Consider the following 13,531-nt stretch of genomic DNA (forward strand, 5'->3'; position numbering starts at 1 on the left):
CGGCGGCGAGCGCCGGGCCGAGCTTGCGGGCCAGCATCGAGGACGGGAAATTCCACGGCGTGATGGCGGCGATGACGCCGACCGGCTCCTTGGTCACCAGGATGCGGCGGTCCGCCCATGGCGAAGGCACGACATCGCCATAGGTGCGGCGACCTTCCTCGGCGAACCACAATATGTAGGCCGCGGCAGAGCCAATCTCGCCCTTCGATTCGAACAGCGACTTGCCCTGTTCGATGGTCAGCAGTTCGGCCAACACGTCCTGATTGTCCATCATCGCGTCATGCAGCTTGCGCAGCAGCTTCGAGCGCTCGAGCGCGGTCGTCTTGCGCCAGGTCTTGAAAGCTTCCGCGGCGGCTTCAATGGCGCGGCGGGTCTCGGCCCTGCCCGACTTCGGCACGGTGCCGATCTTGAGACCGGTGGCCGGATTGTTGACGTCGACCGTCAGTCCGCTGTCGGCCTGCACCCACTCGCCGTTGATGAGATTGGCCTGGCGCATGAAATGGCTGGTTTTCTGAAGCATGGTCTGGCCTCCGTTCGGATAAGACAATCAGGATCCTGTATGCTGGCTGCGGCTCGCGCTTGCCCAAGCGCCTTTCGCGCGGCCGGCCCCTCCAGCGACGTCTCGCCGCCTCGCCGGGCGGGTTCATGCCGACTGGTCAGTCCGCGCATGGGCCGCCGCGGTCTCATCAAGAGCCGCGCGAATGCCATCAACCATGTAATCGATCTCTTTAGGGGCGATGACGTAGGGCGGGCAGATTGCCAGCACGTCGCCCATGTTGCGGATCATGACTCCGTGCTCGCGGCACCGCCGCTCGACATCGGTGCCAATTCGCAGCTCCGGCGCAAAGGCGCGACGGGCGGCGCGATCCTCGACGATCTGGATCCCCGCTATAAAACCGCGGCCGCGGACCTCGCCGACCAGTGTATGGTCGTTGAGCGCGTCCGCGAGCGCTGCATGCAGATAATCGCCGAGACGGCGCGCCTGGCTCACGAGATCGATCTCGCGGTAGATCCTGATCGCCTCGGCGGCGACGGCGGCTGTCACCGGATGGCCGGAATAGGTGAAACCGTGGCCGAACACGCCGACCTTGTGGGCCTCGTCGGCGACGCACTGGTAGACCTTGTCGGAGATAATGACGCCGCCAATGGGCAGATGACCGGATGAAAGCCCCTTGGCGACCGACAGCATGTCCGGTTCCATGCCAAAAGTCTGGCTGCCGAACCAATTTCCGGTGCGTCCGAAACCGCAGACCACCTCGTCGGACAGCATCAGGATGTCGTATTTGCGCAGCACCGCCTGAACCTTTGGAAAATAATTCTCCGGCGGTACCAGCACGCCGCCGGCGCCCATGACTGGCTCTGCGATCATCGCGGCAATCGTCTCTGGCCCCTCCGCCAGGATCAGGGCCTCGAGTTCCTGGGCCAGGCGCGTGGCGTAGTCATGCTCCGCCTCGCCCGGCAGACCGTCGAGATAGTGGAACGGCCGCGCGGCGAATATGACTGGTAGCGGCGGCAGGTTGAAGGACTTGTGCATGTGCGGCAGCCCACTCAGCGCCGCGCCCATGATCGTACTGCCGTGGAAGGCGCCAAACCTGCTGATGATCTTGCGTTTCTCCGGACGTCCCCGCGCGGCCTGGTAATACCAGGCGAGCTTGACCATCGTGTCATTGGCTTCCGACCCGGAGCCGACCAGAAAAACGCGCGCGTTGTCGAACGGCGCCAACGCGGTAAGCTGTTCGACGAGTTCGACGGTGGGCCCATTCGAGCGGTGATTGAAGGTGTGATAGACGGCGAGCTTGCGCATCTGGCGGTCAGCCGCGGCGGCCAGCCGGCTGTCGCTGAAGCCGAGCGAGGCACACCAGAGTCCGCCCATGCCCTCGATATAGCGGTTGCCCGCGTCATCCGCGACGGTCGCGCCTTCGCCGGCCACGATCGTCAACGGACCATGATCCTCATGCAGGCGTGGATCCGTTTGGGAATGAAAGTGCCTGGCCATGTCCAGCACGCGCGATTCGTTGTTCATCAAAATTCTCCTTGCGACCAGATAGGCGGTTGCTTCGGCGAGGAATATCTTATAACTTATAAGTTGTCGAGAAAAAATGATCCCGAGAGTGACGTCCAATGGCCAACGCACCCACTCCTTCAAACAACACCCTGCCACCCGACGCGGAGCGGATCGCCCTGTTGCGCGACAGGGCAGAGTTCGTCCGGCTCGAGACGCTGCGCCTCATCCAGATCGCCAAGGTGGGCCACTATTCGTCGGTGTTCTCCTGCGCGGAAATATTCGCCACGCTCTACTACGATGCGATGCGGCTGAGGCGCGGCGAGCCGCAATGGCCGGACCGCGACCGCTTCCTTATGGGCAAAGGGCACGCCGCGGTCGGCCTTTATCCGCTGCTGGTCGACTGGGGCTTCTTCTCCAAGGACGTCCTCGACGGCTATACCCGGCTCGGCAATCCGCTTGGCGATCATCCCGACATGCGCAAGGTGCCCGGCGTCGATTTCAGCTCCGGCTCGATCGGCCATGCCCTGTCCGGCGGCCTCGGCATGGTGCTTGGCGGCCGTGCGGCCAACCGGCGCTTCGATGTCTATGTCCTGCTCGGTGACGGCGAGATGCAGGAGGGCCAGGTCTGGGAAGCGGCGCTCTCCGCCGCCCACCATAAGGCCGGCAATCTGATCGCCATCGTCGACCGCAACGGATACCAGCTCGACGGGCAGGTCGACGACATCATCGGCATCGAACCGTTGGCCGACAAATGGGCGGCGTTCGGCTGGCAGGTGCACGAGGTCGATGGGCACGACGTCGTCGCTCTCGCGACGCTGCTGCGACAGTTGAAGGCCGAGGCAGACCGCACCCGGCCCGTCTGCATCATTGCCAAGACCTCCAAAGGCAAGGGCGTTGGTTACATGGAAACCGAACCCGGCTGGCATCTGGGCTATCTCGCGCCATCGGACGAGGCCTTGGCCGCCGAAGAGATCAAGCGTGGAGGCAAAACACAATGAACGGCCCGATCGATACCAACTCCTGGCAGTACCGCCAGATCAACGCGCGCGCGCCTGGCCTGAGTTACCTGGCCAACGCGCTCATTGAGCTGGTCGAAGACGGTTATCCGGTCGTGGCCGGTACGGCCGACCTTCAATATTCCAACGGGCTGGTGCGGTTCGCGCAACGCTTTCCCGAACGCTTCACGCAATTTGGCATTTCCGAGCAGAACATGGTTTCGGCTGCTGCCGGCATGGCCAGCACCGGCGCCATGCCGTTCGTCGCTACATTCGCTTCTTTCCTGGCGCTGCTGTGCTGCGAACAGATCAGAACCGACGTCGCCTATTCGGCGCTGCCGGTGCGGCTGATCGGTCATCATGCCGGTATTTCACTCGGCTTCTACGGCACCTCCCACCATGCGACGGAAGATCTTGCCATCATGCGAAGCATCGCCGACCTCACGGTCGTCGCGCCGGCTGACGGCCCGCAACTGGCGGCCGCCGTCAAGGCGTCTGTCAATCATGCCCAGCCAATCTACTTCCGCATTGGCCGCGGCCAGGAACCGCTGGTCTATGAAGACGACGGCGTCGACTTCCAGTTCGGCAAGGCGATCGTTCACGGCGAAGGATCGGACCTGACCATCATCGCCTGTGGCTCGATGGTCCATCCCTCAAGGGAGGCTTACCGCGCGCTGCGCGCGGCGGGCAAATCCGTCGGACTGATCGACATGCATACGGTGAAGCCAATGGATACGAAGGCAGTGCTCTCGGCCGCGGCTCACTCCCGCTTCATTCTAGCCATCGAGGAACACAATATCCTGGGCGGTCTGGGCGGCGCCGTGGCGGAAATCCTGGCGGAGGCGGGCAGCCCGGCACGGTTGATACGCCATGGCATCCGCGACGAATACAGCCTGATTGCGCCGCCAACGCATCTCTACAAGCACTACCGGCTGGACGCGGCGGGAATCGAGGCCACCGTTCTTGAAGCCCTCGGCTGAGCCGGCGGACAACCATAGCCATGCACGGACATTCCGATGACCGATCAGAATAACACCGCCCGACTCATTGAGCGCGCCGGTGCGGTGATGCCGGGCGGATTGCTCAGCCCGAGCCGCAGGCTCGGCGCGCCGCATGTATTTGCCCGGGCGCAGGGTGCGTTTCTCTACGACGTCGATGGACACCAGTACACCGACTTCCACTGCGGCTTCGGCGCCAATGTGCTTGGCCACTGTCATCCGGCGGTGCGTGAACGCATCGCTGCGGTCTCCCAGGACATCGATCTTGTCGGCGCGGGAACGATGCGGCTGGAGATCGAGGTGGCGGAGGCGCTGGTCGACTGCATCCCTTGCGCGGATCTCGTCGCCTTCTGCAATTCCGGATCGGAGGCGACCTATCATGCCCTGCGCCTTGCCCGTGCCGCCACCGGTCGCAAGCGGATCATCAAGTTCCAAGGCGGCTATCATGGCTGGCACGACTATGTCGCCATGAACGTACAGTCGCACGCGCAGGCGATCGGCAAGTACGATCCCATCAGTGCTGGCATCCTCGAGGATGCCGCCCGTCACACCATCGTGCTGCCTTACAACGATGCCGGCGCCGTCGAGGATTATCTCAAAGCCAATCCAGGCGATGTCGCGGCGATCATCATCGAGCCAATCGCTCACAATATGGGGTCGGTGATCGCGACGGATGTTTTCCTGCGCGAGCTGCGTCGCCTGACCAGCGATCATGGTGTCGTGCTGATCTTCGACGAGGTCATCACCGGCTTTCGCCACGCGCTCGGCGGCTATCAGTCGATCGCCGACGTCACGCCTGATCTCGCGACCTTCGGCAAGGCGGCCTCCTCAGGCTATCCCGTTGGCGTGGTGGCCGGTCGTCGCGATCTCATGGCGCTCGTCGGCCGGACCGGGGAAGGATCCGTGTTCATGGGCGGTACTTTCAACGGCACGCCGTCGACGCTCGCCGCCATGCAGGCGACGATCGAGGAGCTGTCGAAACCAGGCTTCTACGACCGTCTGTTTGCCCTCGGCGCTTTCATGCGCACGCAGCTGGACGGCATTATCGATCGCCTCGGCCTGCCCGCGCAGAGCGCCGGGTTTGGCTCGGTCTGGCTGATCTATTTCCTCAGCGGGCCTTACCGCGACTATCAGGACCTGCTGCGCAACGACGATGTCTTCGATCTCGCATTCCGCAAGGAGATGGTGGCGAACCGGCTGATCGGTCAGCCGCTTCCGCTCAAGCGTCTCTACCTGTCAGGGAGCCATGACCGGGCGACGGTCGAGAACTCGATTGACGTCATCGAGACAATCCTGCGCAAGCTCTCCGCTGGGAAACCCGCCAGCTCCTAGCCATGTTTCGCAACGGACTTATAGGATATAAGAGCGTCTCGTACCTATCCGTTGCCGATTCGGTGCGGCCAAGATTGCAGCGGTGGACCATGAGCACGATGCAGCCAATCGAGCAAGGCAGTCTGTCGGCGAGAACCTATATTTCGCTGCGCGAAGCCCTGATCGCGGGCAATTTCCGGCCCGGTGAAAGGCTGTTGATGCAGGATCTGGCGCAACGGCTGGGCACCAGCGTCACGCCTGTGCGCGAGGCCTGTTTCAGGCTCGTCAGCGAGCAGGCGCTGGAACTGCGGTCGGGGCGGTTCATCACCGTTCCAGAGCTGACCCGGTCGCGTTACTGGCAGGTCCGGCTCATTCGCATCGCGCTCGAGGGGCTAGCGGCCGAACTCGCCGTCGAGCATGTTTCGGAGAAGGACATTGCAAAACTGGTCGAGATCCATCGCGATTTCGTGGCCGGCGAAACGTCCGGCGATGCTGACCGCGCCCGTCGCGCCAATCGTGAATTCCACTTCGGCGTCTACCGCCTGTCCAAGATGGATATGCTGATCGCCCAGATCGAAAGCCTGTGGGTCTCGATGGGCCCTATCCTTAACGTGTATTATCTGCAGGCCGAGAACGATTACATCGGCGCGGAGGAGCACGAGACGCTGATCGAAGCGTTCCGGACCCGCAACAAGAAGGTGGCGCGTAAGGCGATCGAACGCGACATCGTGCGCGGTGGCATGAACCTGTTGCGGTATTTCGACGAGCAGGACGCGGCCGCCAAGCGGGCGTGATCGAAGCCGCCGGTCATTTGCTGGCGACCTCTCTTCGCGCTGGCTCAGGCCGCCCGAAGGCGCGCGGTGGCATCCTGGTCGACGACCCAGACGCCCTGCTCGGCGTCCAGCACCAGGGCCACCTTGTAGGATTGGCGAGCCGCTTCGCTCGTCAGCCAGCCGCGGTCAACGCTGGCCGCGACACGGCGGACATCGCGCTTGGTCGGGTCGCCGTAGCCACCGCCGCCACAGGCAACGAACTCGATGCGCTCGCCGGCGCGACACGCCTCCTCATGGAACGCGGGCAATTCCACCAGCTTGCCGTCCGTGCCGCGCTTGGCACTATGACTGGCCTTGGCGTCACCGCCGCCGAGCACGCCACGCGGCGGAAAGGTTGTGCCGTCGGCCGAGTAGACCAGTGTCATCTCGTGGTCGACGGGATAGAAGACACCGCCCACCGCGGGAGCGCCCTCGAACTCGCCAATGCCTTGGGTATCCGCCACCACGCCGCGCGATTCAATGATGATGGGATACATGGATTCATCCACCTCGACGGAATCCAGCGCGATCAGGCCGCCATTCGCCGGCCCGCAATATGTCAGCCAGCCGTCATAACCGTGACGCGCTCCGCCGCCGGCGTAGCCAATGAAGACCTGGTTGACGTAGGGCTGCCCATCCTTGAACGGATCCTTGCCTGAAATCACACCGATCCCCGCTGGCAGGTGCGAGCCGCTCTCGGCCTGGCCGTAGGGTTCTCCCATCGTCGAGAACACGCAATTGCCGGCGATGATCAACCGGTCGTTGACATTGGTGGTCGCCACCGAGGTGCCTACGGGGTAGCGAGGTTTGCCAACCACGCTTCCCTCGCGCATCAAGACTTTGATCCGGCTCTTGGCACCCTCGTTGTGCGGGATGCCGTCGTCGAGATTGTTGAAGACGCCAATGCGGCACGAGCCCGTGCAGGTGTTTTCCGAAAGGTTGAGACCTCCCGGGACGTTATCCATGTTGTCACGCACATCGACCGTGATCTCGCCGGCTTCAGGGTCGACGTCGATGGTGATCCTGACCGGGATGCCCTCCTCCGCCACGCCGGGGACCGGGTCATGGCGAACCTCATAGGAGAACTTGCCCTTCGGCAATTTGGCGATCTCGGCCATGGCGCGACGTGCACCGTAGTCGAACCAGTCCTCGACGAAATCCAGCAGCGTGTCGCGGCCGTATTTTTCAAGCAGTTCCAACAGACGGCGTCGACCGGTCCTGCAGGCGCCGATCTGGGCGCGCACGTCGCCCAGCCAGATGTCTGGAACACGGTTGCGCATCATGCCGATGCGCAGAATGTCCTGCTTCTCCCGGTGCTGTTCGACCACGCGCACGCAGGGAAAGTGGATCCCTTCCTCATAAACGTTCTTGGCAAATGGCAGATAAGTCGAAGGTGTCGGCGCGCCAGTATCGGCGTGATGGGAAAGCGCCACGGCCCAGAACAGCGGCTTGCCGTCGAAAAAGATCGGCATGGCCATGATCAGGTCGGCGTGATGGGTGCCACCCGTGTATGGGCAGTTGTTGAGGAAGATGTCGCCGTCGGCGATATCGTCGAACAACTCCGTTATCGGACGGGTCGCCAGATCCATCGACATGACGTGGATCGGCAGCGCGTCCTCGGTGGAAACGAGGCGGTGATCATAGGTCAGGATCGCACAGCTCAGGTCGCGGGCGTTCTTGATCACCGCCGAGCGGCTGGCCCGCATCACGACCAGCGTCATTTCCCGCACGACGGCCTCGAACCGGCTTTTGAGAACCGACATCAGGAACGGATCGACGCGGCGCGTTGGCGTCTCCAGGCGAATGACAGGTGAATTCATTTTATGATGCCTTGCTCGGGAAGATTGGTGTCAATCGACAGTCACGACGATGTTGCCTTGCGGGTCGACGCGCCCGCGGTGTCCGTCCTTGAGGAAGGCGGTGAACGTCGTCGCCTCCACCAGGCATGGCCCATCAAGCGCCGCCCCCGCGCCCAGCTGGTCCATGTCGTAGACGGGCAGAGAGCTCGTCCGCCGAGTTTCATGCAAATAGGCTGGCCGATGGGTCTTGGCGACCGGCGCTGTCGCCTGGTCGGCCAGCCTGAAGTCTTTCCAGGCATCCTGATTGGCCCGCTTGCCCACCGCGCGCAGCTTCCAGTTGGTGAATTCGACAACGTCGCGGTCGGATCTGATCGAATAGATGCGTTCGTGCATCTGATGGAACGCTTCGACGAGACCTGGCAGTTTTGCCGGGTCGAGGCGCGCCTCGTCGGCCTCGAAATGGACCTCGATCTCCCAGGACTGGTATTCGTAGCGACCAAGAAAGGAGAACTCGAAACGCCGCAGGTCGGGCTCAACGCCGGCCTGTTCGAGGAATGCCTCGCCCGACACCTTCAACCGCGCCAGGATGTCGGAGACGCCGGCGGCGTCGAAGCGCCGGGTCGAGGTCAGGAAAACCGCGCTTTCCTCGCGCGTGATATCAGAGATCAACCCGCCGAACGCGCTCAACCCAGCCATGAAGCGCGGGATCATGTAGCGTTTCAAGCCCAATATGTCGGCCATCTCGGCGATGTGGATGGCGGTCGCACCGCCGCCGCAGACAAAGAAACTGTCGCGTGGGTTTATGCCCTCGCGAATGGTGATTTCCTCGATGGCCCCGACCATGTTGTGGTTGCTGGTGGTCTGGATGGCGTAAGCCGCGTCGAGCAGCGGGATGCCGAGCCGCGTCGCGATGCTCGCGACCGCTTTCTCGGCCAGTTCGCGGCTGATCTTGATCCGGCCGCCGAGAAAATAATCGGGGTCGATGATGCCGAGCACGACATTGGCATCGGTGACCGTCGGCGCGGTGCCGCCCGCTCCGTAGCATGCCGGCCCCGGCCGCGCTCCAGCGCTCTGAGGTCCGACCCGCAGCAGGCCGCCATCATCGACCCAGGCAATGGACCCGCCGCCGGCGCCGACCGATCTCACATCGACCTTCGCGATCCCCAGCGAGTCGTCGTGGATCATGCTGTCCGGGGTGACGATGATCTGGTGGTCACGCAAAGCCGAGACGTCGAAGGTGGTGCCGCCCATGTCACCGACGATGACGTTGGCTTCGTCGCTCAGCGCCAGCGCCGCCATCGGCGCCAGCGTCGGCCCCGACATGACGCTGTAGATTGGCCGCCGCAGCATCTCGGCGGGAGGCATCATTCCACCGACGCAGTTGGCCAGCAGCAGCTCGCCCTGGAAACCAGCCTGCGAAAGTGCTTGCCGCAAGTCCTCGATATAGGTTCGCACGATCGGATTGATCGACGCGTCGATGGCGGCCGCGATGATGCGCTTGTACTCGCGCGACATCGGATTGACTTCATGGCTAAGCGTCACCGGGATCTCGGGCCATGCCTGCGCGATGATTTCGCGCACCGTTGTTTCATGGATGGGATTGACGACCGACCAAAGCAGACCGACCGCTATCGCTTCGACCCCATAGCGCCGGAAGTCGGCTATCGCCGCCTCGACATCGGATCTCGACAGAGGCGTGAGCTCCCGCCCGCGCGCATCGACGCGGCCCCGCGCCGTCTTCGTCAGGTGGCGCGGGACATAGGGCTCGGGATAGTCGAGCCGCCACTGGAAGGCGCCCTTGCGCGGCCCCTCGCGCAGGACGAGGATGTCCTGATGTCCCTCGTTGAGGATCAATCCGACCTTGACGGTCTTGCGCTCGACCAGCGCGTTGGTCGAGACGGTCGAGCCGTGTACGATCAAGTCGATCTTGGTCATGAACGTCGCGGGATCGAGCCCGTATCCGGCCGCCGCCACGTGCAGCACGTTGATGAACCCCTTCTCGAATTCGCCGGGCGTGGTGGGCGATTTGAAGATCGAGATTTTCCCACCGGGCTCGGAAACCAGGCAATCGGTGAAGGTTCCGCCGATATCGATGCAGACTTGATAAGCCATTTAAGGTCCGAAGCTGTTAGCGTTTCTTGTAATCGCGGCCCAGTATCAGGCTGGCCAGAATGATGAGGCCCAAAAGAACCTGCTGCAGATAGCCGTCGACCTGCATGAGGTTCATGGCGTTGGAAATGACCGTGATGAACAGGGCACCGAGCAGAGCCGCGGTGACGCCTCCTTCGCCGCCGGTCAGGCGCACGCCACCGACCACCGCCGCCGCTATCGATTCCAGGGTCAGGTTGCCGCCAAGATTGGGCTCGCCCGATCCGGTGCGCGCGGTGAGCAGCATGGCGCCAATCGCGGCCAGCAGCGAGCAGACCACGTAGTCGATCGCAACGACGCGTCCGGTTCGAACGCCCGCCGCCGTCGCCGCGCGCGGGTTGGCGCCGATCAGATACAGGCCGCGGCCGAACACGGTGAAGCGCAGGACCAGGAACAGCAGTGCGAAACAAAGCGCGGCGAACAGGATGGGCGCCGGAACGCCGATCAGCCGTCCCTCCGCCAAGGCGTCCGTGAAGGCCTCGGGAATGCCCGGCACGGGAAAGCCGCCGCTGACGGTTGCCGCCAGCGCCATGACAATGTTGGCCATGCCGAGCGTCGTCACCAACGGGTTGATGCCGATACCGGCGATGAGGACGCCGTTCAGCCCGCCGATCAGCAGCCCGACGCCGAGGCCGGCGGCGATTCCCCACAGGATCGGCATATCGCCGGTTCCGGTCATCACCATCGCCGATATGACGCTGACGAGCGAGACGGTGAAACCAAGCGACAGGTCGAAGCCGCGCGTCAGCAGCACCATGGTCTGCGCCATGGCAAACAGTGCGAGATAACTCGTCTGGATCGCGATGTTCCAGAGATTGCCGCTTGAAACGATACGCGGGTCGAGCAGACCGAGAACCAGCAGGGCCAGGAATACGAGCCCCGGCAGCTTGGCCTGCGCCGCGAACTGGCGGATGTCCGGGCGAGCGCGGTCAAGAACAACTGGAGCCGCCATGTCTGGACGATCAGACATTGGCCCGCCTCCCCTGAACAATTCGGTCGAAAGCCAATGCGCCGATGAGCACCGAGCCCAGCACCAGCGTCTGGAATTTGCTGTCGATCTGCGTGAGGTTCATCGCATTGGCGATGATCGTCAGGCACAGCGCCGCCATGGCGACGTTCTCGGCGCGGCCTGAGCCGCCGCGCAATGAAACGCCGCCGATCACCGCCGCTGCGATCGTCTCCAGTCCGAGCGTCCCGCCGATCGTCGACTGGCCAGAACCGATGCGAGCGGTGACCAGCACGCCGGTAAGCGCGGCCAGAAGACCGGAGAGCACATAGGCGGTTATCAGCACACGGTGTGTGCGCACTCCCGACAGCCGGGCGGCGCCGACGTTGCCGCCGACGGCGTAGAAGTGGCGCCCGAGCGCGGTCCGACGCTGCAGAATGATGGCGATGGCAATCACCACGATCGCGAGCAGCAAGACCGGCGGCAGGCCAAGCACCTGCCCTCGCCCGATGGCATCGACAAAAGCGTCGGAAACGCCATAGATCGGGATACCCTGCGTGTAATAGAGCGTAGTTCCCGCGACGATCGACAACGATGCCAATGTCACCATGAAAGGTGATAGGGAAAGCCGCGCCACCAGCGTGCCGTTTACCAGGCCAACACAGGCGCCGCTGCCCAAGGCCAGCATCACCGGCACCAGCAGCTGGAGCCCATGCGCATCGGGCATCGTGGCCATCGCCGCTGCCGTGACCACGGAGGCCAAGGCCATGGTGGCGCCGACCGACAGATCAAAACCGCCCGTGGTCATGACGATCATCTGGCCGATCGCCGGAACCGCCAGGAAGGAGAAATTGCGCAGGACGTTGAGGATGTTCAGGCGGTTCAGAAAACGCGGTTCGATGATCGCGGCCGCGGCCGCAACCGCGACCAGAAGCAGGATGACGATCCCGCCGGTTTCCAGAAAACGGCGCCGCAGCGTGTCAGGGCTCATGCTGCCTCCGTGGCGCCGGTTTCGGCGTCGAAATAGTGACGCAGCACAGTGGCCTCGGTGATGCCGTCGGCTTTGAGTTCGGCGACTATGCGCCCTTCGCGCATGACATAGACGCGGTTGGCCAGGTGAACGAGCTCTGGCAGTTCGGACGATGACAGCAGAATAGCCGCGCCATTCTCGACCAGGCTTTTCATAAGCCTGTAGACCTCGCTTTTGGCGCCCACGTCGATGCCGACCGTCGGTTCATCGAAAATATGGACCGAGACAGGACGCATCAGACCGCGCGCCAGCACGAGTTTCTGCTGGTTTCCTCCCGAAAAGGACGACGCCGCGCGTTCGGGGGCCATCGGTCGTAGACCCAGTGTCTTCAACGGCGCGGCTATCGCCCGGCGCTCGCGCCAGAACTTGAGCAGTCCGGCCTGGGACAGTCTCGGGTCGTCGAGCGCGGCCATGGTCACATTCTCGCGGCCTGGTCGGCCAAGCGCCAGTCCCTCGGCGCCGCGATCGGCCGGGTAGTAACAAAGTCCGGCACGCAACATGCTGTGCGGCACTGGCGCTCGAACCACCGCGCCATGGAGCTCGATCTCACCGGACGTCACCCGCTCCAAGCCGAACACCGCCCGGCAAAGTTCGCTGCGGCCGCAGCCAACCAGGCCTGCCAGGCCGACGATTTCTCCAGCCCTGACCGTGATGGAGGCGTCCGACACGCTACCGGAGACACGCAGCCCCCTGGTCGCCAGCACGATTTCGGCGGGGCGCTGGCTGATTGACGGATAAAGTCGTTCGACCGGCTGGCCGACCATCATCTCGATCAGGGTCGCGTCCGATGCCGCGGCGATGGCCACTGTGTCGATCTTACGCCCTCCTCGCAGCACCGTGACACGGTCCGCGAGCCGACGGATCTCCGCCATGCGGTGCGACACATAGATGATACCGACGCCCCGCGCCCTGAGGCCCGCGATGGCGGCGAACAGTTTTTCCGCTTCACCGTCGGTAAGCGACGCGGTCGGTTCGTCCAGGATGAGGATTTTGGCATCCGAAAGCATGCCCTTGGCAATCTCGACCATCTGCTTTTGCGCCCGGGTGAGCGTTTCGATCTTGCTGGCCAGCTCGACGTGAAAGCCAATGTCGCGGAAGCGTTCTTCCGCGCGGGCACGCATCGCGCGTCGATTCAGGAAAAGCCTTCCCTTGATCTCGCGTCCAAGAAACAGGTTCTCCTCGACCGTGAGGTCGGGGACGAGACTGAATTCCTGGAACACAGCCGCCACCCCGGCATCGCGGGATTTCTGTGGGGTCAGCGCGGAAACGGTTTGGCCGTCGATACGGCAAGAGCCTTCGGTCCAGCCGTAGGTTCCCGCTATCAGATTGATGAGCGTCGACTTGCCGGCGCCGTTTTCGCCGAGAAGGGCATGGACCTCGCCGCTCAACAGCGAGAAGTCGACGCCGTCAAGCGCCACCACACCCCCGAAACGCTTCGTCATACCCGTAAGTTCAAGCATCGCTGACACCACCGAACTCGAAGCAAA

The 13,531-nt window shown here is 63.4% G+C and carries 11 protein-coding genes; 4 read left to right on the forward strand and 7 right to left on the reverse strand.

Annotation, left to right across the window (positions count from 1 at the left end):
- A partial coding sequence (locus tag NKH97_RS31035) for an aldehyde dehydrogenase family protein (protein ID WP_352799602.1) occupies window positions 1-520 on the reverse strand: 520 nt, incomplete at its 3' end.
- A 123-nt stretch (window positions 521-643) separates the two neighbouring features.
- Window positions 644-2,023, reverse strand: coding sequence for an aminotransferase (locus NKH97_RS31040; protein ID WP_502897113.1), 1,380 nt, complete (start codon window positions 2,021-2,023; stop codon window positions 644-646).
- 98 nt (window positions 2,024-2,121) lie between these two features.
- Between NKH97_RS31040 and NKH97_RS31045 the strand changes: the two genes are divergently transcribed.
- The 4 genes from NKH97_RS31045 to NKH97_RS31060 all read left to right on the forward strand — a co-directional run bounded on the left by NKH97_RS31045 (window position 2,122) and on the right by NKH97_RS31060 (window position 6,103).
- Window positions 2,122-3,003, forward strand: a complete 882-nt coding sequence (locus NKH97_RS31045; protein WP_023768618.1) for a transketolase — start codon at window positions 2,122-2,124, stop codon at window positions 3,001-3,003.
- Window positions 3,000-3,980 (forward strand): transketolase family protein, encoded by a 981-nt coding sequence (locus tag NKH97_RS31050; protein WP_352799606.1) that lies wholly within the window; start codon window positions 3,000-3,002, stop codon window positions 3,978-3,980. The genes NKH97_RS31045 and NKH97_RS31050 overlap by 4 nt, the downstream gene beginning before the upstream one ends.
- Window positions 3,981-4,016: 36 nt before the next feature.
- Window positions 4,017-5,330 carry an aspartate aminotransferase family protein gene (locus NKH97_RS31055; RefSeq protein WP_352799608.1) on the forward strand — a complete coding sequence of 438 codons (1,314 nt, stop codon included), beginning with the start codon at window positions 4,017-4,019 and terminating at the stop codon, window positions 5,328-5,330.
- Window positions 5,331-5,419: 89 nt separating this feature from the next.
- Window positions 5,420-6,103 (forward strand): GntR family transcriptional regulator, encoded by a 684-nt coding sequence (locus NKH97_RS31060; RefSeq protein WP_023737066.1) that lies wholly within the window; start codon window positions 5,420-5,422, stop codon window positions 6,101-6,103.
- Between the two features lie 44 nt (window positions 6,104-6,147).
- Here the strand turns inward: NKH97_RS31060 and NKH97_RS31065 are convergent, their stop codons facing one another.
- From NKH97_RS31065 to NKH97_RS31085, 5 genes are read right to left on the reverse strand one after another with little or no spacing between them, the layout of a single operon-like run.
- Complete coding sequence (locus NKH97_RS31065) at window positions 6,148-7,941, reverse strand: hydantoinase B/oxoprolinase family protein (protein WP_023814385.1); 1,794 nt, start codon at window positions 7,939-7,941, stop codon at window positions 6,148-6,150.
- Window positions 7,942-7,971: 30 nt separating this feature from the next.
- Complete coding sequence (locus NKH97_RS31070) at window positions 7,972-10,032, reverse strand: hydantoinase/oxoprolinase family protein (protein ID WP_352799611.1); 2,061 nt, start codon at window positions 10,030-10,032, stop codon at window positions 7,972-7,974.
- 16 nt (window positions 10,033-10,048) lie between these two features.
- Window positions 10,049-11,038 carry an ABC transporter permease gene (locus NKH97_RS31075; protein WP_352799613.1) on the reverse strand — a complete coding sequence of 330 codons (990 nt, stop codon included), beginning with the start codon at window positions 11,036-11,038 and terminating at the stop codon, window positions 10,049-10,051.
- On the reverse strand, window positions 11,031-12,005 hold the full coding sequence (locus NKH97_RS31080; protein ID WP_352799615.1) for an ABC transporter permease: 975 nt from the start codon (window positions 12,003-12,005) through the stop codon (window positions 11,031-11,033). The genes NKH97_RS31075 and NKH97_RS31080 overlap by 8 nt, the downstream gene beginning before the upstream one ends.
- Window positions 12,002-13,504, reverse strand: a complete 1,503-nt coding sequence (locus NKH97_RS31085) for a sugar ABC transporter ATP-binding protein (RefSeq protein ID WP_352799617.1) — start codon at window positions 13,502-13,504, stop codon at window positions 12,002-12,004. Before NKH97_RS31085 ends, NKH97_RS31080 begins: the two co-directional genes overlap by 4 nt.
- Window positions 13,505-13,531 lie beyond the last annotated feature (27 nt).

Source organism: Mesorhizobium sp. M0870 (genome assembly GCF_040319775.1).
Taxonomy (GTDB): Bacteria; Pseudomonadota; Alphaproteobacteria; order Rhizobiales; family Rhizobiaceae; genus Mesorhizobium.